The sequence below is a fragment of the Orrella sp. 11846 genome, assembly GCF_048820935.1.
GTDB lineage: Bacteria > Pseudomonadota > Gammaproteobacteria > Burkholderiales > Burkholderiaceae_B > Algicoccus.
On record NZ_JBMERD010000018.1, the window covers coordinates 1 to 18838 of the forward strand.

General features: G+C 46.7%; 35 protein-coding genes, 1 tRNA gene and 1 pseudogene. 6 read left to right on the forward strand and 31 right to left on the reverse strand.

The genetic code is table 11. The annotated features are described in order from the left end of the window. Positions 1 to 71: 71 nt before the first annotated feature. The 6 genes from ACOI06_RS12520 to ACOI06_RS12545 form a co-directional block, all read right to left on the reverse strand. Positions 72 to 1136, reverse strand: a complete 1065-nt coding sequence (locus ACOI06_RS12520) for a tyrosine-type recombinase/integrase (protein WP_420662931.1) — start codon at positions 1134 to 1136, stop codon at positions 72 to 74. Positions 1137 to 1352: 216 nt separating this feature from the next. Then, positions 1353 to 1595, reverse strand: a complete 243-nt coding sequence (locus ACOI06_RS12525) for a hypothetical protein (protein ID WP_420662932.1) — start codon at positions 1593 to 1595, stop codon at positions 1353 to 1355. After that, entirely contained in the window at positions 1592 to 1855 is a 264-nt protein-coding gene (locus ACOI06_RS12530; RefSeq protein WP_420662933.1) for a hypothetical protein, read from the reverse strand. The genes ACOI06_RS12525 and ACOI06_RS12530 overlap by 4 nt, the downstream gene beginning before the upstream one ends. A gap of 2 nt (positions 1856 to 1857) precedes the next feature. Further along, on the reverse strand, positions 1858 to 2340 hold the full coding sequence (locus ACOI06_RS12535) for a MazG-like family protein (protein ID WP_420662934.1): 483 nt from the start codon (positions 2338 to 2340) through the stop codon (positions 1858 to 1860). Beyond that, positions 2337 to 2540: a hypothetical protein gene (locus tag ACOI06_RS12540; protein ID WP_420662935.1), complete on the reverse strand. Its 204-nt coding sequence runs from the start codon at positions 2538 to 2540 to the stop codon at positions 2337 to 2339. The genes ACOI06_RS12535 and ACOI06_RS12540 overlap by 4 nt, the downstream gene beginning before the upstream one ends. Positions 2541 to 2553: 13 nt before the next feature. Next, positions 2554 to 3624, reverse strand: coding sequence for an antA/AntB antirepressor family protein (locus ACOI06_RS12545; RefSeq protein ID WP_420662936.1), 1071 nt, complete (start codon positions 3622 to 3624; stop codon positions 2554 to 2556). Positions 3625 to 4116: 492 nt separating this feature from the next. Between ACOI06_RS12545 and ACOI06_RS12550 the strand changes: the two genes are divergently transcribed. Next, a complete protein-coding gene (locus tag ACOI06_RS12550) occupies positions 4117 to 4746 on the forward strand; it encodes a hypothetical protein (RefSeq protein WP_420662937.1) in 630 nt (209 codons plus the stop codon). Between the two features lie 38 nt (positions 4747 to 4784). On the opposite strand, the gene ACOI06_RS12555 is transcribed toward ACOI06_RS12550, so the two are convergent. Genes ACOI06_RS12555 through ACOI06_RS12600 form a run of 10 tightly spaced genes read right to left on the reverse strand, consistent with a single transcriptional unit; the run spans position 4785 to position 8762 of the window. Then, positions 4785 to 5039: a hypothetical protein gene (locus ACOI06_RS12555; protein ID WP_420662938.1), complete on the reverse strand. Its 255-nt coding sequence runs from the start codon at positions 5037 to 5039 to the stop codon at positions 4785 to 4787. Then, positions 5011 to 5691 (reverse strand): HNH endonuclease signature motif containing protein, encoded by a 681-nt coding sequence (locus ACOI06_RS12560; protein ID WP_420662939.1) that lies wholly within the window; start codon positions 5689 to 5691, stop codon positions 5011 to 5013. The genes ACOI06_RS12555 and ACOI06_RS12560 overlap by 29 nt, the downstream gene beginning before the upstream one ends. Then, entirely contained in the window at positions 5669 to 5938 is a 270-nt protein-coding gene (locus ACOI06_RS12565) for a hypothetical protein (protein ID WP_420662940.1), read from the reverse strand. The genes ACOI06_RS12560 and ACOI06_RS12565 overlap by 23 nt, the downstream gene beginning before the upstream one ends. Then, complete coding sequence (locus ACOI06_RS12570; RefSeq protein WP_420662941.1) at positions 5928 to 6167, reverse strand: hypothetical protein; 240 nt, start codon at positions 6165 to 6167, stop codon at positions 5928 to 5930. Before ACOI06_RS12570 ends, ACOI06_RS12565 begins: the two co-directional genes overlap by 11 nt. Positions 6168 to 6192: 25 nt before the next feature. Beyond that, on the reverse strand, positions 6193 to 6531 hold the full coding sequence (locus tag ACOI06_RS12575; protein ID WP_420662942.1) for a hypothetical protein: 339 nt from the start codon (positions 6529 to 6531) through the stop codon (positions 6193 to 6195). Continuing rightward, positions 6531 to 6947, reverse strand: a complete 417-nt coding sequence (locus ACOI06_RS12580; RefSeq protein WP_420662943.1) for a hypothetical protein — start codon at positions 6945 to 6947, stop codon at positions 6531 to 6533. The genes ACOI06_RS12575 and ACOI06_RS12580 overlap by 1 nt, the downstream gene beginning before the upstream one ends. Then, the gene (locus tag ACOI06_RS12585) at positions 6944 to 7363 is read right to left on the reverse strand and encodes a hypothetical protein (RefSeq protein ID WP_420662944.1); all 420 of its coding nucleotides are present in this window, start codon (positions 7361 to 7363) and stop codon (positions 6944 to 6946) included. The genes ACOI06_RS12580 and ACOI06_RS12585 overlap by 4 nt, the downstream gene beginning before the upstream one ends. Before the next feature lie 4 nt (positions 7364 to 7367). Beyond that, positions 7368 to 7739 (reverse strand): hypothetical protein, encoded by a 372-nt coding sequence (locus tag ACOI06_RS12590; RefSeq protein ID WP_420662945.1) that lies wholly within the window; start codon positions 7737 to 7739, stop codon positions 7368 to 7370. Between the two features lie 11 nt (positions 7740 to 7750). Beyond that, positions 7751 to 8242 (reverse strand): single-stranded DNA-binding protein, encoded by a 492-nt coding sequence (gene ssb / locus ACOI06_RS12595; RefSeq protein ID WP_420662946.1) that lies wholly within the window; start codon positions 8240 to 8242, stop codon positions 7751 to 7753. Further along, positions 8229 to 8762 carry a hypothetical protein gene (locus ACOI06_RS12600; protein ID WP_420662947.1) on the reverse strand — a complete coding sequence of 178 codons (534 nt, stop codon included), beginning with the start codon at positions 8760 to 8762 and terminating at the stop codon, positions 8229 to 8231. The genes ssb and ACOI06_RS12600 overlap by 14 nt, the downstream gene beginning before the upstream one ends. A gap of 351 nt (positions 8763 to 9113) precedes the next feature. Between ACOI06_RS12600 and ACOI06_RS12605 the strand changes: the two genes are divergently transcribed. Continuing rightward, the gene (locus tag ACOI06_RS12605) at positions 9114 to 9659 is read left to right on the forward strand and encodes a hypothetical protein (RefSeq protein WP_420662948.1); all 546 of its coding nucleotides are present in this window, start codon (positions 9114 to 9116) and stop codon (positions 9657 to 9659) included. Here ACOI06_RS12605 and ACOI06_RS12610 read toward each other — a convergent pair. The 11 genes from ACOI06_RS12610 to ACOI06_RS12660 form a co-directional block, all read right to left on the reverse strand. Next, on the reverse strand, positions 9656 to 9985 hold the full coding sequence (locus ACOI06_RS12610) for a hypothetical protein (protein ID WP_420662949.1): 330 nt from the start codon (positions 9983 to 9985) through the stop codon (positions 9656 to 9658). The genes ACOI06_RS12605 and ACOI06_RS12610 overlap by 4 nt on opposite strands. 57 nt (positions 9986 to 10042) lie before the next feature. After that, positions 10043 to 10279, reverse strand: coding sequence for a hypothetical protein (locus ACOI06_RS12615; protein ID WP_420662950.1), 237 nt, complete (start codon positions 10277 to 10279; stop codon positions 10043 to 10045). 311 nt (positions 10280 to 10590) lie between these two features. Beyond that, positions 10591 to 10656: transfer RNA gene (locus ACOI06_RS12620), tRNA-OTHER, on the reverse strand. 176 nt (positions 10657 to 10832) lie between these two features. After that, positions 10833 to 11057: a DUF7681 family protein gene (locus ACOI06_RS12625; protein ID WP_420662951.1), complete on the reverse strand. Its 225-nt coding sequence runs from the start codon at positions 11055 to 11057 to the stop codon at positions 10833 to 10835. A gap of 2 nt (positions 11058 to 11059) precedes the next feature. Further along, complete coding sequence (locus ACOI06_RS12630) at positions 11060 to 11218, reverse strand: hypothetical protein (RefSeq protein ID WP_420662952.1); 159 nt, start codon at positions 11216 to 11218, stop codon at positions 11060 to 11062. A 134-nt stretch (positions 11219 to 11352) separates the two neighbouring features. Beyond that, a complete protein-coding gene (locus ACOI06_RS12635) occupies positions 11353 to 11997 on the reverse strand; it encodes a hypothetical protein (RefSeq protein WP_420662953.1) in 645 nt (214 codons plus the stop codon). Beyond that, the gene (locus ACOI06_RS12640) at positions 11987 to 12247 is read right to left on the reverse strand and encodes a DUF551 domain-containing protein (protein ID WP_420662954.1); all 261 of its coding nucleotides are present in this window, start codon (positions 12245 to 12247) and stop codon (positions 11987 to 11989) included. The genes ACOI06_RS12635 and ACOI06_RS12640 overlap by 11 nt, the downstream gene beginning before the upstream one ends. Continuing rightward, positions 12244 to 12684 carry a DUF551 domain-containing protein gene (locus tag ACOI06_RS12645; RefSeq protein WP_420662955.1) on the reverse strand — a complete coding sequence of 147 codons (441 nt, stop codon included), beginning with the start codon at positions 12682 to 12684 and terminating at the stop codon, positions 12244 to 12246. Before ACOI06_RS12645 ends, ACOI06_RS12640 begins: the two co-directional genes overlap by 4 nt. After that, positions 12681 to 12893 carry a hypothetical protein gene (locus ACOI06_RS12650; protein ID WP_420662956.1) on the reverse strand — a complete coding sequence of 71 codons (213 nt, stop codon included), beginning with the start codon at positions 12891 to 12893 and terminating at the stop codon, positions 12681 to 12683. The genes ACOI06_RS12645 and ACOI06_RS12650 overlap by 4 nt, the downstream gene beginning before the upstream one ends. Positions 12894 to 13065: 172 nt before the next feature. Beyond that, positions 13066 to 13860, reverse strand: coding sequence for a DUF2303 family protein (locus ACOI06_RS12655; RefSeq protein ID WP_420662957.1), 795 nt, complete (start codon positions 13858 to 13860; stop codon positions 13066 to 13068). Further along, on the reverse strand, positions 13860 to 14201 hold the full coding sequence (locus tag ACOI06_RS12660) for a hypothetical protein (protein ID WP_420662958.1): 342 nt from the start codon (positions 14199 to 14201) through the stop codon (positions 13860 to 13862). The genes ACOI06_RS12655 and ACOI06_RS12660 overlap by 1 nt, the downstream gene beginning before the upstream one ends. 559 nt (positions 14202 to 14760) lie before the next feature. Here ACOI06_RS12660 and ACOI06_RS12665 point away from each other — a divergent pair. The 3 genes and pseudogenes from ACOI06_RS12665 to ACOI06_RS12675 form a co-directional block, all read left to right on the forward strand. Next, on the forward strand, positions 14761 to 15150 hold the full coding sequence (locus tag ACOI06_RS12665; RefSeq protein ID WP_420662959.1) for a hypothetical protein: 390 nt from the start codon (positions 14761 to 14763) through the stop codon (positions 15148 to 15150). A 27-nt stretch (positions 15151 to 15177) separates the two neighbouring features. Beyond that, entirely contained in the window at positions 15178 to 15522 is a 345-nt protein-coding gene (locus ACOI06_RS12670; protein WP_420662960.1) for an HIRAN domain-containing protein, read from the forward strand. An 18-nt stretch (positions 15523 to 15540) separates the two neighbouring features. After that, a pseudogene (locus ACOI06_RS12675) lies at positions 15541 to 15627 on the forward strand (BrnA antitoxin family protein); the annotation flags it as partial. 89 nt (positions 15628 to 15716) lie between these two features. Here the strand turns inward: ACOI06_RS12675 and ACOI06_RS12680 are convergent. The 4 genes from ACOI06_RS12680 to ACOI06_RS12695 all read right to left on the reverse strand — a co-directional run bounded on the left by ACOI06_RS12680 (position 15717) and on the right by ACOI06_RS12695 (position 18432). Further along, entirely contained in the window at positions 15717 to 16043 is a 327-nt protein-coding gene (locus ACOI06_RS12680; RefSeq protein ID WP_420662961.1) for a hypothetical protein, read from the reverse strand. Then, positions 16018 to 16551: a toxin-antitoxin system HicB family antitoxin gene (locus tag ACOI06_RS12685; RefSeq protein ID WP_420662962.1), complete on the reverse strand. Its 534-nt coding sequence runs from the start codon at positions 16549 to 16551 to the stop codon at positions 16018 to 16020. The genes ACOI06_RS12680 and ACOI06_RS12685 overlap by 26 nt, the downstream gene beginning before the upstream one ends. Positions 16552 to 17007: 456 nt before the next feature. Next, complete coding sequence (locus ACOI06_RS12690) at positions 17008 to 17721, reverse strand: hypothetical protein (protein WP_420662963.1); 714 nt, start codon at positions 17719 to 17721, stop codon at positions 17008 to 17010. 48 nt (positions 17722 to 17769) lie between these two features. Then, entirely contained in the window at positions 17770 to 18432 is a 663-nt protein-coding gene (locus ACOI06_RS12695) for a S24 family peptidase (protein WP_420662964.1), read from the reverse strand. 103 nt (positions 18433 to 18535) lie between these two features. Between ACOI06_RS12695 and ACOI06_RS12700 the strand changes: the two genes are divergently transcribed. Then, positions 18536 to 18721 (forward strand): hypothetical protein, encoded by a 186-nt coding sequence (locus tag ACOI06_RS12700; protein WP_420662965.1) that lies wholly within the window; start codon positions 18536 to 18538, stop codon positions 18719 to 18721. The last annotated feature ends 117 nt before the right edge of the window (positions 18722 to 18838 follow it).

The following is an 18838-nucleotide window of genomic DNA, read 5'->3' on the forward strand; positions in this document are numbered from 1 at the left end:
GAATCATAATCCGCAGGTCCGGGGTTCGAGTCCCTGATGCGCCACCAAAAATTCATAGCAGTATCAAGAGCTTACGCCACTATGCCCAGTGGCGTTTTTTCTTTCTCAGCAGAGATTGACCAAAAATTGACCGTGTTTGCGTGGGATGCCATGTGACTCGGTGCCAAGTGAGCGTATTTCTGCACCATCTGGATCGTCTCCCACCCGCCAAGTTCTTTCAGCACCATTAAGGGCGTTCCACGTTGAGCGTGCCAACTCGCCCAGGTGTGCCTTAGATCGTGCCAGCGGAAGTTTTCAATCCCGATCTCTTCACATGCCCTTTTGAAAATGCGCTTGTCATGCTCAGTGATCAGCCTGCCCTCACCCGAATCGCGTGTGAATACCCACTGCCCTGCACTTCGTAACCGACGCTTGATGACAGCGTAGGCATCATCGTTGAGCGGTACGGATCTCGCACGTCCTGATTTCGCTACGTTGTGAGTAATCCAAGCATGACGTTGGTTGAGGTCAATTTGAGAAGGTGTCAGAGAAAACAATTCACTTTCTCGCAACCCGGTTGAGACAGCCACCAGCGCAGCATCACGCATCCACTGCATACTCATTGATGTGATCAGCGCATAAATTACGTCTGGCGATTCCCATCGAACCCGAACCTTTGGTTCACGGTAAGTCGGTAGCGCTGGTGCCGAATTGATCCAGCCCCAAGTGACACACAGATTGAGCATGCGTCGGATGGTGGACAAATACCGGTTCAATGTCGCATTCGCCAACGGTGTAGGTGCTTTCTTCTGATGCACCCGATGGGTTGGCAATGCATCCACAATATCGTCTGATGTTAAAGAGCTAATGGTGCGACCTGCAAATCTTTCTCGCCAGTACGCGATATGCCGTAACTTCGTGGCATAGTCATTTTGACCAGCACATTCACGCAAGAACCGTACTGCAGCTTCCTCAAAGGTTTTGTCTGGCGTTTCTCCAAGCTGGTCCTGACGCCACATACTGGCCTTTAGCTTGTCGTGGTACTCTTGCGCCGCCTTTCGGTCCGTGGTGAAAGAAGAGCATCTAACTCTTTGGCCGCTTGGCGAGCGGAAGTCGATTTGCCAAACACCTGATTTTTCATCTTTACGGATTGACATGGGTTTTCTCCTACTACCCGCAAAGACAGCCGGGTTACAGTATTACGCGGTGCGGACAGTTCCGCAAGTCTGGATGGCCAGACAAGCCAGACACGACCGCCCGGCAATCTGAATCCAATTTCGTGACGTTTTTGGAAAATGGTGCTGTAAGACAACCCAAGTTTTTCAGCCACCTGCTTAAGTGTCATCGCGTTTTCTGACATATTTACACCTCAGTTATTCATTGAGCGCCATCTTCTCAAGGCGCTCCAGTTCTGCATTGGCATAAAAGATGATCTTCTTGATGTCACGGATCCGTGGACTGTGAGAAACCAGTCCGTATCGGTAACAGGCTCGGAAGATTTCACCAATCTGTGCGTTCATATCTCTGTGCGAAATCAAGTCTTGCAGTTCAGCTGCACCTTTTGGCAGCTCGTAATATGACGCTGTGCTGCCATCACTTGTGTGTTTTCCGTTCATGTCAGCACCACCACAACAATTGCTACTAACAAAAGACCGATCGCTACCATCATCAGCACGTCTGCAACAGACACAGATGATTCTGGTGCCGTGTTGGTACCGGGAATGATCGAGACAGGATCCTCGGGATTCTTTGGCAGCTCCACCCAAAAATCATTTGATTCACTTTTACGCTGAAGGGCTGGAATCTGGTAATGGGGTGCGGAGAATTGCAGCGCACGTTGCTGCGACTTCAAAAAACGAGTGTCAATATCAAACATGATTACTCCTTCACAAACGCGCCACCGGCGGTCATATATCCCTTTCTGCCTTTAATGGCATCCCAAGCAGCTTCGGTGCACTCCGAAATCTCCACACCGCGTACGAAACATGCGTTAATCAAACACACGATCACATCACCCACAGAGTCAATGAAGTCATCGCGATCACCTTTTATGGTGGCATCGGCCAGCTCACCCATTTCACTGACTGCTTTTAGGACTTGTGCCTGGGGGGTTGAGTGTTCGTAGATTCCACGTTCTTGCGCCCATTGCTGAACTAGCCGAACAAAATGCGTAAAGTCTGTTGCGTCAGGCTTGCTGGTCGAATCAACCGGTGCAAGTAAGGCGGCGTGATGTGGTGCCATAGCAGGAAAGAGCATGTCTGCTTCTTTTTGCGTACAGATTGCGTCATCTTCGTTTGAGCAAAGAGTTGCCATGCCGATTTTGTTCAGCATGTACCAACGCGGTGGGATATTCGTATTCATTTTTGGTGCTCCATGTTGTACACAGCTTCTTGCAGGGCCGTGATCAGTCTGTTTGCGTCATTACGTGACATGCTTAATGTGACGGTGTCGTTTGTCTGGCCACTGCTTCTGATCATGAGCAGTAGCGAGTCGTCATTGCGTGGTGCGATTGGAAGAAACTTGTCTTCAGGTGTGAGTGTGAGGATGTTTGAGAAAATCATTTGACTGCCCTCCTCAGTAGTTTTCGATTTCGAGTGCTTGGGCGATCAGTGCCAGACCCTTACGAGTGATGTGACAGTAGGGTCGTGTGACTCGCATTTCTGTTTCGTCATCTGTGTATCCAGCTTCCTTGTACTTAAGCCGTCCGTTCTGGATATGGCGCTGATACGCAACCCAACTTCCGTTTTGTCGATATACCCAACCGTTTTCTGCAAGCCAGTCAGTTAGTTCTGTGCGTTTCATGCCCAGTACTTTTGACGCTTGGGTGATCGTGAGGGTTGTTTTGCCGGCAGAGATTCTTTCCAGTGCTTTGAGTTTTGGCTCGGCTTCTGCCAGTGCTTCTGTCTTTTGCTGATTTTCAAGTGCCAGTGTTTGGTTTTCTTCTGCAAGATCGGCAGCAAGTCGCAGCGCATCAGGCAGATTCTGAGGAACGGACATGACGGCTGTTCTTGCGCGACGTTCGCACTCGATGAAATACAACCGTGCTTGCTTGCCTTTTTCGTTGCGCTCGACCATCGATAGCTCTTTGGCCATTTCGATAGTTAAGAAATAATCTGTTTGCTTTCCGCCGGTCGGTAAATTTTTACCGATCGTTGTAAAGTCCTGATTCTCAACGAAACCGAAGTCATTGATGCGGTTTTTGATCCAGTTCCTAAACTCTGATCGCACCTCTAGGAACGCATGTAATTCACGAGCATCGACAGTCTGAATTGTTTCGTCCCCAATACGACCTTGGGAAATGGTGATGATGCCGTCTTGCGGCAAGGCGTTATTCAACATTTTCTTTTCCTTTACAGGTTCAGGTTTCATGTGTGCCGGGTAGATGGCAGAGAACTCGGTATTGAGTGAGTTGTTTCCCTTGGGGTACTCAGCGATCAGCAAGTCGCCAATCTGGTAATCGGGAACCTTGGTGCCTGAAAGCGTGATGGGGAACGCGACCATGCCGCACTGGATGAATAAGTGCGTGACGTTGCGTGATTGACGTGCAATGTTTTTGATCGTGATCCGTAGGTGGTTTACGGTCGATTGATCGGATGCGGGTTTCAAAGAGGTAGGCGCGGACGCACCAATAGACTTACCAGTCATGGCTGACTCCTGTGTTGCGGTTAAGAGCCGCTGCCCCCTGCTAAAAGGGCGGGCGGATCATGCGGGTTAGCAGACCGGAACACAGGTACCGGCGAGCCCGAAGGCTCCCCACACGACCCACCCATAGGAGTGCCATGCTGCGCAAACAAAAAGCCGCGTGTCGAAGGAGACGGAGCGGCCAGCTGTGCGCCTGTGTATTCCGAGCTGCTAAACCCGAATGTCCTTGTTTTGGACATTGACCGAGTATAGGTCAGCTTTTCACACAAGACAATCAGTAGTATTTAAGCTAATGTTTTGTTAGGTAGCGCGCACGTTCAGCTACAAGTGCGCCGATCAAGGCAATTACGAAGGTATCTTTTGCAACGTTTTCGGTTGTTATGTATCGTTGAACCAAATCTGCTTCTGGTCTTTCAGATGAGGACAAAATATTGCTGATTAGATTTTGGTTATAGGAGAGTGTATTCATGTCGGGTTATGCCATATGGGAAAGGTGTGAGTAAAGAAAAGAGATTCAGTGAAAGGATGTTATGCACTGCCCTATTGATTGGCGTTGCGTTCGGTATCGTGGCTGGGTTTACACTTGGTTGGTTATGGCAAAGTCGATCAGGAACGCTGGCAGGAGTGCGCATACTAGATGTACTTATTGCTTTCGGCACTGTAGGCTCTACAGCAACCGCTCTATGGTTTGGGCTAAGCCAAACAAGAAAGGAAAATAAAACAAGACGAATCCGGAAACGGATTGCGTTACAAGAGCTTCAGGCTAGGATTTTGATTGCGAAGAACAGCGCAATCTTGTTACAAGGCGCGTATCTCGCGGTACGACCTGGCTGTCCCAACGAATCGTCTTCACAACTAATGGATAGGATTGCAGGTCATTTAAAAACCATTACTGAACTTTTCGATAAGGATTTTCTGGAAGGCTTTAGCGAGGCGCTGGAAGATCAGGCCGCTCAATTGATAACACAACTAAGCAGCATAAGGTTATTGAAAATCGAGTTTGGTATCTTTTCATTTCATGTGCGTAACGACAAAGAAAAAGCCATAAATCTAGCCCTAAAAAACAGGCAACAAGTTGGTCAGTTTCTTGGTATGCTGAATGACTTAGAGAAGCACATTCAGTAGCCCAGTTGTCTTTATGAATGCATTACAAAGTCAATCAATCACTTGAGCATCTTGTGCTCTTTAATACCGAGCACACCAGGAGGAAGCACATTATCAGGAATGGCTTCAATAAATTCTGAATGGCTGGTGCCACCAGCTGCTCGTATGTAATCAACTTCGACTTTTGCTGTGTTGATGATGTTTTGGCTAAGATCGCTGATTGCTTTCGCTTGATTTACATCGATCTTTCCTTCTTTGAGTAATGCGATTGCGTCAAAAAGTTCATCACGAAGATGACTGATGTTTTTTGACATGATTGATTCTCCTGTTTAGCGAAGCACGCGTCATGATTGCGCGCCTAATTTCATCTGGGTATCTGTGAAGCGTGTTGCGCTTCATGTTTTCAGCCATGCTGATGCACTCAAGCCTGTCGATTGTGATTTCCTCTTCGATGGTTGTTCGCACACCATCTTTGAACCGCACAACATGCTTTGGCGGTATCGGACCGTGAACGGCTTCCCACACTAATCGGGCAACCGTGACCCATCGTTGCGCTGGTGCAATTGATGGATCGTCAGTGATCTTTTTCTCAAGATTGCCATCGTGATTGATTCTGGTGCCGCCGATCGGGATGTAGTTGTGCCGGTTGTGGATCGGGTCACTTTTCTTGAAGTGGTGCCGCACACTGTTTGGGTGTAGACCAGCGGATCCCGGTTTACCCTTATTCCATGGGACGTGTCCAGGTTTGAATGTGGTGTCTTTGCCACCTGAATATCCAGACTTGAATCGAGATGACTGTGAGCTGGACATGTACTCCGGCGATTTCTTAAGCCCTAAGCGGTACGCTACACCGTATATTGATCGAAGCGACACACCAAAGAGGTCTGCAAGTTCTTTGCCTGGTGTATCTGGATAAAGTTTGCGAAGTGTGTCCTCTTCTGATTTAGTCCAGCGTCTCCTTTTCATTGTGTTTCCCCATCACGCTTTGTCTCAAACAATCAACAATGTCAATTTCAGCCACAACGCAAGCACCAATCAAAGATGCTAGCGTGTGCCCAATGATGCGTTTAATCCGTTCCCTGTCATCGATGTGCAAATTAGCTTGCGCAACGGTTATTTCAGCAGCATGAAACATTAGATGAACCGGTGTCTTGTCCAAGCCTCTTTTGACTAGATCGGCTTCGAATTGTGCTTTAAGTTGTTCAAACGTCATTCTGTTTCTCCAAGCTTTTATCTAGGTAGAACATACCTTCGAACGATTCAGCAGCTCTGTTAAGCAGCACCCCTATTGGGTAGGCAGTCACTTTGCCTTCTTTGGTGTGGATCCTGATCTCATGATCATCACCAACCCCGAAGTCTTGAATTAAGGTTTGGGCGACTTCCATGAGTGCAAACATTGAAATCGCACCATCTTTGATGATCTGTGCTTGGTCTTCAGTCATTGTTGGCCTCCGATGGGCTGATGTCTCATAATTCAATCTCCACAAGTACAGCGCTGGCAAAAGCGTGATGGTTTGCACATTCCAGTGCGCGCTTCTCTGTCTCGTGATAGGCAGCAGACCCATCAGAGTAGAAGTTCACATACACCGTTTTCTTAACGGGTTTCATGAAAAGTCGTGGGTGATATTTATTGAGCGTTTTCCCGTCCTCAAAGCATTTGGAAAAAGTTTTGGTTGTCGTATTGAAAAGGATGACACGGTGACTAGCTAGTGCATCCGGCTCATGGAGGATAAAGCGATACTCATCGCCAGATTCGTCAACGACCGGATCACCTGCTTTCGCTCGCTCTAAGTCAAATGGTTTCATCAATTGAGCTCCTTGAGCTGATTTGCCAGCTTTTCGCACTCAGCGATGCAGAAATCTAAAGTCTTGTGGGTTGCCATTGGGTCATTGGGAATACCGATCACGTCAATCAATTTGCCAAGATAGCGTGCGTAGATTTCTGGATCTGGAGCGTCATGCAAGTGAGCACAATCAAATCCAAATGCCCACGGTGCACCTGAGAAATAAGCACAATGATTTGAAAACGTGATGCTGCCGTGAACGTCCAGTGAAGAAGGCGTTCCCCCATCAAGGGTGCTGTGTGCTTCATCGTATTTCACACCTGTTAGCGGATGCTGATCTGGCAAAGCGACATAACCACATCGATGCCCCTTATTGGTCATCACGACTACAGCATCAAATCCGGCATCTGTCGCCCACCTCTTTTCGATTGTGTTCATTTCAATCCTCCCTTTCTTTTTGATGTTGCAAGAACAGCGTCATGTGCTTCTTGTGGTGTCAGTCTGACTAGGTGGCTTCGTAAGAACACAAGTTCAGCTGATGATCCATCGAGGTCTTTCTCCATCAGTGGCATAGACACCTCCAACTTCCTTGCCAACCGAGTAAGGTGTGAGGCATCGATGCCTGAAAGATACTTATGAAGCCTGGCTACTGATCTCAGCGCTTCGGGCATATCGAAGTACTGACGATTGCCTTTATGGACGATGACTGCGTCTGCATTGACCGTATCGACAAAGCCGGTTGCACGAATATCATCAATGGCTTTCTCGATTGGTGACAGCACTATGTCAACTTTGATCGTCATCGGAACAATCGCTGCACGTGGCCGGTATTTCTTCTTTCGACGCTTGCTCACATCGTCATTCCCGCATTCTGTTTTCTGCTAAAGCCTTGGTTGCTGCAGCAATGTGGGGGTCATTGGCCAACATGTCATCGAGTGACATGCAAACACCATCTTTGACACCCTCGATTTGAACAATTCGATCAAGAGCATTTTCGAGCGTGCTCACATAACCTTTGATTAGTGCCTTCAGTGCTTCACGCAGCTGATTGTGTTCGTAGGTAAGAACTGTGCAGCGCTGGCAACCAGATACGCCACCAGCTCCAACAGCGTCCATATCCTCTTTAAGCCGGATGATCTTCTGACGTAGTGAATAGTTTTCAGACTGCTCGATGCGCAGCAGATCAATAGCTCGTTCGCGCGTGATGGTTTCAATTTTTTGGACTTGCATTCCAACCTCGTTCAGAACGGCACATCATCATCGATGTCCTCTAGGTTTGCAGCACCACTAGCGGCTGGTGCCTTTTTCGTAGATTTAGATTTCTGGCTTTTTTGTGGAGTCTGTGCACTCTGCGAATCTGGTTGTGGATCCTCAGATGGGTATTGCGCTCCACTATCATCACGACCACCTAGCATTTGCATCTGATCGGCTACGATTTCAGTTGTGTATTGATCTTGGCCGTCACGGTTTTGCCATTTACGGGTTTGCAATCGACCTTCGATGTAGACGGGACGGCCTTTAGCCAAGTATTCCCCTGCGATTTCAGCCAGTCGGTTAAACATCACAACCCGGTGCCACTCAGTCTCTTCCTTTCGATTGCCTGATTCTTGGTCCTTGTACACACGGGAAGTAGCGATTGAGAGCGTGCAAACTGCAGCTCCGTTATGCATGTAGCGCACTTCGGGATCTCGGCCTAGGTGGCCAAGAATAATTACTTTGTTAACTGATGCCATCGTCATTCCCATCTACAAAGTTAAAAATTGCTCCGCGTGTTGCAGTTCCTAGGTGGTATAGGGTGTAAATCTCAACTCGCCGGGCGCCATTGCGAACAGCAGAAATCGCGGCTTGTTTGGCTTTTTCACCACCACGGATAATTCGAGGTTTTCGCTTAGGAACGACGATCAAGTAGCGTGACTCAGGCTTTTCAGGCTCAACACGATCTTGGAGAATCTTTTCGGTTTCTTGCTCGATTTCCTCAAGTGCTTCAAGCATGTCGTATTTGATTTCTGGCTCTGGTGCTTGTGAAGGCTCAGGTTCTGGTGCCGGTTTACTGATTGGTCCCAACCATGCGTAACGATTCCCCCAACGTCCTTGTGTCGGAATGACTTCGATTTGCCCCATATTGAACAATGCTCGAACGCTTGCATTTGCCTCATCTTCTGTCACATCGGCGTTAATCATGATCTTCTGAATCGTGAGTCCAGTATCAGACTCCTGCAAAATAGTTTCGACCCGTTCAAGTGCTGATTTCATATGTTTTCCTTGTTGATTCGTTCGTAATGTGCGCGATCAAGTCACGGGACTGTCTGACATAAAGCAGTCTTCATATCGGATTAGTCCTTGAACAATTGGAAACAGAGACAGCGTCGCTAACACGCTGCACAATCCCGTGACTTGATGGCACTCATTAGATAAATAGATGGCCCACCCCGCAGGACTGGACCATATTGCTGATGTCCGCAAAATGGTCTGTGCTCTATCCGGTTGAGCCAAGGAGAGGTGTTGGTAGGTGCCAGCCTTTTAACGAGGGCTGGCCGACTCGCCTTGTTGTCACCACAACAAACAAGGGATACTATGAGCTCACCACAACAAACATAGGAACGCATGATGAATGCGCGTGAGCTCATAGCGGCAGTTATTGATTCAATAACGTCGCATAGGGTTGTCGTGATTATTTCTTTTTTGCTTTCGCTTGTTGGTGTCTATGTGCTTGCGCCGCAAGCCTGGCATGACTTCTTTCTTGGAAAAACACCTGCGTTTGTGCCTTTTGGCATAAATCTGTTTGACGTAATTGCGTTGGCGTTTGCGCTAACAATCGCACTCGTTGTGCATGCAATCATCCGCAGAATCGCTTTGTATCGCCATCGCTCAAAAAGACTGAACGCAAAGAAAATACAAAAAATAATAGATAGTGGACAGATAACTGGTGAAGACTATGGCTATCTTGTGGCCATGGCGCTCAACATTCCATTTTCCACAAGACATTTTTCAACGCAAATATCGAAACACAAACTCAAAGAAGCAGGACTGATAAGAGTCGGCCACATGGGAAATTATTTGGTGAAAGACGAAGTAAAAGCCTTTATCTTTGAAAAGATTGAATCAAAAGAAATAGATCCGAACAGTTTGTTTCCAGGTGTTGATTTTTAACTCTCAGACTTGTCACTATTTGCGTTGTAGACGTGTGGTACGCCCTTGTGAGTAATGACCTTGCCGTCATGTTCGAAAACATGATTTGTTGTGTTTGGTGGAGGTTCATCAGTCGCAACAGCATAATGAATTTGGCAGCCTGCCACGATCATGTTGCCAATCTCAACGTACCAGTTTGTTGAGTTTCGATTTGTGTTGATGCCTAGCACCTCTTTATCGCTTGAGACTGCTTTCACTGTGCCCCACACTGCTCGATAACTATTGCCGTTTGGTGCATAAAACCAGTTATCAGTTGTGATGAGTGCGTTATCACCTACTTTAATCATGATTTCTTTCCTATGTTGGTAAGGTGGTGACGGGCGCTAAAATCCCGCCTAGGTCGTTTAGGCTTGCGTATCACGCCAATCGATCTTGTGAGTGACACTGTCGCAGTGATATTCAAAAATATATTCTGTCTTATTTGATGTTGGCTTTACGAAAATGTCGAGCAAAAAGCCAACAATCGCCAATATGAGCGTAAGGCCTAACATTGATAGTGCCGCACGACGTGCGCCTCTATAACTTAAATACTGCGTCATGATGATCGTCGCAGATAGAAAAAACACCTGTGCCCATGTCATTTTGATTACTCCTAAGGGTGATGGTGGTGGGTGCTGATCTCCCACATAGCAGTGAACACCTGCCGTATTTCATCAGGCTAAAACGTTGCTGCTGCGTATCCTCTTTGCACGTCAGCCCGTGCATTCACCATCAGATCAGGGGGCTGTAAAACCAACAGCTACACAGACAGGCCTGTCCATAGTGTGCACACTCAAGGATTTACCTAGTTCTAATTCTCAGGACACCTTTACCTTGCAATGCCGTGTGTCTATATATCCACACCGCCCCTGATCTGATAGTCCTGCGCATTTAACGTCAGCGCAGGAAGACGTGATGATGACCGGACTCGAACCGATGCATTAGTCGTAAGACTCTCTACCAACTGAGTTACATCATCAGGACTGGAGACGTTAGAGCCGAGTTCCTCACAGGCTTTGAATCTTCACTTTTCACGCTGTGCTCTTGTCCTAACGGTTTGCTCACAGATCGCTACTTACTGGTAACGCACCTCGGGACGCTGAGCGTTCTCCAGTCCTGATGATCCTGCACTTTGCCGGTGCAGGTCGGCATTGGTTAAAAGGTTTCTGGTTGAGCGATTCCGCGAATTGCCCACATAAATCCCTGCTGCAGATTAGTTTTTCCGAGTGCAACAGATCGCTGGTCAAGTTCTGAGTTTGTTTGCAATCGGTCAACCCATGCACCGACCTGCTGTGCAAGGGCTTTACCTTCGTTCATCATGTCGATTTCAGCTTGCGAAAGATCGCGGTATCCTTTGATTAGTTTGTGTTGGTTTTCCATGTTTATCCTTTGTGTTCTGGATATTCGTCATAAAACGCTTCTTCGGGACTTTGCCCAGCATCGAATGGCTCTCGCCATGCGTCCGCATCAGAGACATTTTCACGATGTTTTGCTGCTAGATCTTGCAGAATCATGTACCAATCGTCCCATTCCATATCCATACCTTTTCCTTTTGAAATTTATTACCTGGCCTTCCACCAGGTCGTGAACTCTCACCGCATTCATTACGGACCTGTGCGCCTTCAGGCTGGCGTATCTGAAAATCACTGCAACCGACGCAGTGACAGTCAAAGGCTTAGGCTGGTACCACAGCCTGTAGTTCTTGGTCGTACTTTTGAATACCCCATGCCAGTGCGTAACAGCACCAGATGAAATGATGTGTGTATCGGGTGCAATCGACTTCCCAAAAATCAATGATCTCGAATTTCTGTCCGCCAACTTTTGCGGAGAACAATCTGGCAGCGTCGTATGCATCTACAGCACCATCGTTTGAGTAAGCGAGCACATCATCCTCAATCTTCTCTCGTAGTTTGCGGCGTTCGTCACGATTCAGGTCGTAATCTTGCCACCAGCTAACGAGCAATTTCTTGACGTGCTGCTCAAATATCTCAGGTGAGTATTCCGTTGCGCCTGTGCTGCTCTTACCGCCGTCTGTGGCTTGCAACTTTTCAGCCCAGTAATCCTTATTGATGAATAGCCTGTTATTACCCGCGTACTCACGATCTATACGGAAAAATTCAAACATATCTTCAAGCCGACAGAACACATAAGTTCCCATATCGCCGCAGTAACAGAGATAGCCGGGCCATGTGATCAGGTCAAAGTACATGCACATTGTTCCTGGTCTTCGGAAGCGGATATGTCGATACACTCCATCGTCTTTTATGACTTGCATGACGTGATTTTCTACGTCTTTCAGGAACTCTTGCTCAGTAGTCATGTTGATTCCCTTTTGGAGCTCTTGGAAGCGGCATCCAATGGGTGACTTCGTTTACAGGCTCACACCCCCAGAAAGTCTTATTGTTGCCGTCTAAATTAAGTAAGTAATATCGAAGAACAGCCACATTTGAGTCGTTTCCACTTACATGTTTCATGAAAACAAGAACAGGTGCGCTGTATCTGACTGCGCCACCGCACGTCCCGATCAGCACTGGCAATTTCTGGTTGACGCTAATCCATTCATTTTTCATTCCGATGTAACCTTTGGTGGTGAAGGGAGTGGCATCCAGTGTGAGGCGCAAAAAGTCAGACCTGGGACACCAAATGAGCCACCATGTTCGCTTTTAGCAAAAGTGCCACCTAACACCTTTCCCATAAGATGAGATAGACCTCCGGGTGTCATAGCGACGACAAACGCAACTGGCTGACCATCTTTGGGAAATTGATCATCGACACTGATCCAGCCATCAGCATCAGGCTTGTCTGGCTTACGGGTGTCTTGACCTACTGTGATGGTGATGACACTACCCTTCATGTCTTTTCTATAAATCGCACGCTCAATCGCTTCCTGTGCGAACGCCATGGCATGGTCACGGTCATTTTCTAGGTCATCGATAATGAGTTCCATGGATCTCGTGCCATTGGTGATATTGATCGTGAATCGAGTTTGAGGTTGCTGTTCAGTCATGCTGCTTGCCTTTCTTCTAAAAACGACTCAAGCCAGAAGTGTGGGTTGGTGCCATTTGCCTTGGCTTCGTAATAATCAGCCCAGTCATCTTTGCCTTCTGCTCTTAGAATCTCAGCGTAATCACGTTGCGCTTGTCTGTTACCTTGCATGGCGAACCATTCAATGTTTTCACGACCAATGTCTTTTGAGTATGTAATTGCATGGCTCATACTGCCTCCTTGAGAATCGAGTCCTCGGCTTTTCACCGAGTCGTGAGCCCTCACTGCGCCCATCGCAGTGTCCGTATCGGGGACAAGCCGAGAAGCTGCACCGTACTGCTGGAATATCCATATCCGGCTTGCAGAGACGGCATCCGCTTCAATTTGCTAATCGTTAATGGGATTAAATGCAGCCGTTATAAATTTGACGGTTCGTTTCTGTTTCGATACGTGCCCAGACCGCAGCAACGGCATCTTCAATGATTTTGTGTGGACGTACCAGCTCGTACCACATCACAAGATTTGCATCATTAATGCGGTAGCGCAGACGGCACTCAACAGCGTATGGCTCACCACCTTCCAGTACCTGGACACCGATCTCAAAGGACTCAGGGATATGTAACTTCCCCTTTGCAGTAGTGCCTTGAATCTCTTCCTCGTAAGTCAGTTCTTGCTCACCATTGGAAAGCCGAATGCCAGAAGAGAAGTTCACTTTCTTTTTTGCCTGAAGACTGCGGGATATTTCAAGCATTTCAGCGCCAGAAGGTTTCACGATGTCCAACAAGTTGCGTTCAATGAAAGCTGCAAAGTCAGCTTGATTCATGACGTCTTTGTCTTTTGCTGTCCATTCTTTCCATTCCGTAGAGAACGGGCATGAGTAGGTAACACGATGGTCACGCCAACCGGCATCGATTTTTTCATGATCATTGAGCACTCCGATAAACCGAGGAGGATTGACCTTTGCGTAAATCTGACTGTGCTCAGTGGCGTGTGCATTGAAATAGCGCACAAAACTACTGGCGTCTTCCATGACAACATCGCCAGTCTTTCGGTATGGGCTGTCTTCAAACTTTTCTAGGTCGTGGATCCTGAACCCATCTGGAATAACAGTAAAACTACCAATGCCCGTTGTCTTTGGTGTGCCAAGCGCTGCACCTGCACCAAGTGCTGTGTCAATATCGTTTGAATTTTCGCTCATTATTTATCCTTAAGAACTTTGAGGGGACGTTCGTCCTTCCCGATTTGTTTGAGGTTATCGATTGTCATTTGGCGGGGATCTTGTCTTGACAGGTTTCCTTCTGGTGTTGCCCACATGATTGAGCTGGCTTTTGCGAGCTCTGGCACTGTGGTTTTGATCTGATCAGTAATCTCGAGCTCACCACCCAAGCCGGGTTTCAGCTTGATATTCAACTGAAGGCTTCCGACCCTGCCTGTCTCAACACAGGCGTTCACAACTTCCTGCAGTTTTTCAGACAATTCATCGTGCAGAGTTCCGTATCGCAACTCTTGCAGCACGTCACTAAATGATTTGGTGCTCATAAATGCTCCTGTTATGTCGCTTCAATAAACACCGGACCATCCGATGCTTATCAAAGCGCCCACTTCCGTAGGCGTTTTGTATCCTGCGCAACTCCCGATCTGAATCGGCTCGCAGTGAGCTGTGCTTTCCCAGTCAGTCATCAGTCCAAATACCTCGCGTTTGTCTGATCCACGCGCTGGCTGTATGTCGCCAGTCCCCAGTTCTCAGCATCCTTCACGCAGTCGCACACCGCAGATGCTGGTCGCCAGTTTTCACCCTATTGCTCATCGGCGCGGGGTGGATTCGTCGCGCGCCTTGTCCCGGTCGCATTTCACCTTGTGGTGCCGGGTGCTGTTGTCGTCAGTTTGTTAAAGAGCGTTGCTGTTTTTGCAGCGTTGAATAAATTAAACCATAGTTCATTTATTTAATCAACTATAGTTCATTCAATAGTTCAATAACACAAACCATTCTTAGAACTGCACATGGTGTATCGTTTGGTTTTGAGGGTTGTTTGTTTCGAGCTTCTGAAAAACGGCTTGAATTGGCAGCTTTTAATGACAACTAGCGTTGAGAAATGACATGCGTAGACTAATCATGTTGGGTGTGATGATTGTGATTGCTGGGTGTGCGACAGTTGGTACGCCGATCACAGAAAACCAGCTGAGCAGCTTTCAAGAAGGCGTAACCACAACCAACGATGTCATTGCATCGCTCGGAAAGCCATTCAATGTCTTGAGAAAGTCTGACGGAACGACTTCCATGACATATGTGTATTCAGAGGCATCAGTTCATCCAGCAACATTTATTCCAATTGTTGGCGTGTTTGCTGGTGGTGCCGATACCAAAGGAACGTCCGTTATTTTAAATTTCGACAAAAACGGGAAACTCATCGATTACATAACGTCACACACTTCTATGACGACAAACGCCCTAGGGCAAGCGACTACAACCACAGAGGTCAAGCAGTAACAATTCTTTTGTTATGGGTGACTCAAAATGAAGAAGACACGAGCAGTGCTTGCGGGTACTGGTTTCGAAGGTAGGGAGACTGTAATTAGGAGCTTTGCCAAGAAAGGCTCGGCATTACAACTTCGGAGAGAACCTGCCAACAAATATGATAAAAACGCCATCGCTGTATGGCTTGAGTGCCGAGTATTTTTTGGGCTGCTGAAGTTTTGGCGAAAGATTGGTTACATCCAATCAACCAGGGCCCAGAAGCTGGCACCAAGGATTGATGAAGGAAAAATACAGATAGTTCGCGTGTCAGTTGTAAATCTGTATTGCCCACCAGATCTAAACCATCCGGACGTAACCGCTCTGATTGAGTATGTGAACAATTAACGTCCGAGTTGAAACAAACTTGAAGCCTTCAAAGCAAACGGTCCAGGCTGGCAAACACGGATGAACGATGCTCTGCGTGAGTGGCTGAAGATGCAGCAGGCGTAAGCGCAAAAAAGCCCCTGGGAAGGGGCGGGTGTGGTGGTTAAAGCAGGCAAAACATCACAAAAGGCAGCAAAAATTGATGGCCTAACTGTTTACAACTGACTAGCGTCAATCGTATTACTTGACTCAATAATACGGTCTTCAGGTTTAACTCTAACAAGAGTAAAGCTTTCAAGAACGACAAGAGTAGCTGGAAATGCATCCTTACCATCTGGTTGAGTCGCCATGATACGGCCAGACCCAGTATTGGTTTCCAAAATCCAGTGTCCCTCTTTGATGCCATACATTTTAAGAAGTGAAATCAATACATCTTTAATTGATACCTCAATGTTTGGTGATGATCTTGCGTTTTTTGACTGTTTTTTTGCTGCTTTTTTTGCAGGTGTTGGTTTTTTAGTTGCTGTAGGCTTGTTCGACATAAGAAAAACCCCCTTGAATGTCGTAGATTTGTGATTCCGTGGGACGCAGACGATCTGGCTTACTGCCCTCAGAAATCTGGTACGAACTTTTGTGCATCCTTTCGAAAAGAACTTTTGCAAAAACTTCTTTATTAAAGCTTTTGAGTTGATGGTTGCTAAAGACACGCTCTGAAAGAGCCTCAACAATTATAGAATTAAGGCTTACTCCTTCATTCTCAGCAACAAGCGTCGCTTGGTGGTGTAGGCTTTTGCTCATTCGCAACGTTACTCTGCCGTTAAAATTGGAATCAATGCTCGGCAGTGGGGCTGGGAATTCTCTTCCCTGTTCTTTTGCGATCTCGTAGAGCATTACAAGCGCCTCACGTGCTTCTTCGAATGCATCTGCAGCACACTCAGCGTACCCCGCAACGCCTGGCACTTCTTTGGCCTTAGCTTCGTAAAGCAACCCATCTGGAGAATCTATTCGTTTTATTTCTATCGTGTAGAGTGAGGGATCGAAGTGTTTCATTGTTTTCGCCTTAAGTAATCCTCTAAATCATCGCTTGCTCGTTCAAGCTCTGCAATTATGTTCCTTACGTATACTGACAAGACTTGAGGATTTTTGCCATGGCCACAATTAAAGTTTCCACCTGAATAATGTTTAGTATCAGCATGTGAATACACTTTGTGATTAGGGGCGTTTCTAGAAGTCACTTTGTATCCCAATGATTCTAAACTTTTAATTACTTCTGAGCACCGGAGGTTAGTGGCTCGCGAACTAAGAAGTTGAATGGTATTTGCAACTTTACTCATATGACACCGTATGCGGTGTCAGAACTCAATATCCTAACACCTGTTATATTTTCTGTCGAATTAAATGTTGTTGCTCTTGTGGTTAATATCAACTTTGATAATAACCTTTGTTGCGGCCTTCTCACCCCTTAAACGACCACCAGTGACGGACTAAGCTGTGATCAAACCAGCATTAAAACCCGATGATCATTCCTGGCTTTTTCAACTCTGATCGATCTTCAAAAACTATGTGTATCGGCTCTGCGCTTACGCTAACCTTGGAGAGACCGGCTTCGAGAACCTTGGATCCTTCGTAATGGCCATCCAGAGTGATTTCTCCTTGAGGTTGTACGGAGGTAGCAGATTTCAACCCATAGGACCCAAGGCTATCTCCGAAAATATCATTAGCTCTCACACCAACTTTCACGCCTGCAATAGGTTTTTCTGTCAGATTTCTAACTGTTACTGACACTTTGACTGCACCCTCTCGGTACCCTGATTCTGTCGCTTTCTCAATTTTGATATTTTCAATGGCAACGGCATTTGTAAGGGCCTGTGCTTTCGCTTCTTCTGCGCGTTCCTTTTCTTCTATTTCTTTCTGTCTTGCTTTTTTCTTATCTTCGAATGCTTTTTGATCGGCGATCGCTTCAGCTATAGTGATATTGGCAGTCGGGACACCAGTTATTGCAGAACCTATTGCAGATCGCATCATGTAATGAACCAACAACTGCTTTTCAGCATCCGGCAGTTCTCGAAAAGCTTTTTGGAACTCTTGATCTTCAGCTGCTGCAGTAGGGTTTGCCGGCAGAATAACTGTTGATGATGCTATTGCCACAGCACTGCACAACAACAGAGAACACGACAAAATTAGTTTTGAGAATCGCATTTGGGTGTCTCCTTTGCTCATGGATATATCGATATTTAGCTGAAACGAGTGTGTGTTTTAATTTAAATTTCAGCCGTTCTTAAGTGTCCACCAGGCTAAAACCTTTCCACAGACCGTTATTGTTTCGGCTGCTTTACGTAGATCATGTCGTTCTTCATCAGGATATTCCTTGGTATTTTCGCTCCTCAATATCAAGGTACCAGTCGACAAAATCATGGCTTTTTTCAATAAGAGCAATCCTCCCACGTCGATAACGTAGTATCCGGGTGCATCTATCCACTTGTGCTCAATGTCAACGAAAACAATATCCTGGTCATTGATTGCTGGCTCCATACTGGTGCCGACACCCGTAATGAGCTTTATTCGATCAGGATTAACTGTTCCGACCTTCTGGCGTATGAAGGTCTCCAAAACATCAAGATGCTGAATAACATGCTCAGCATTTTGGATTCGACCCTTACCCATTGATGGTTCGTATGGAAGATGTTCCAGTCGAACGTAGCCGTATGGCACCACTTGAGTATCTTGCTGCGAAGGCTTGATTACATCGCCTGGCGGTTCTGAGTCACCCAGCGCCAGCCAATCACTTTCGATTTCCAATATTCGAGAAGCCTTTGCGTTATTGACTGCACTAAACGCGGAAGACTTGCCGTCTACGACCTTCTTAACAGCCTGATAGGACATGTTTAAAGCGTCAGAAAGCCGCCGAACATCATATCCAGCGCGTTCCATTGCCCATGCGAGACGATCAGAGTATTCAACCATAGTTTAAATAATAAGTTATTTCACATTAACCATAGTTGCATTTATGCATGAACTATGGTTCAATTCTTTTATGAAAAAAGATGAAGCAATCAAAATTCTTGGTGGAAGCATTTCATCTGCTGCTAATGCTGTTGGTATTTCATATCAAGCAGTAGCGAAATGGCCAGAGAAGCTTTCGCCACGCATTGCAGACAGAGTTATTGCGGCAAAGATTCGGCTGGAGAAGGACAACCAGCCAGAACATACCCACGCTTAACTCATGTTTGCATGCTCTCCCGTCATGTTTAGAGACATGGTGTGGGGCTTTATTTGTGAATAGGGAAAGGTAATTCATGCGTAACTCCTGTATCCGTTTTGTGGCTAGGTTGATCCG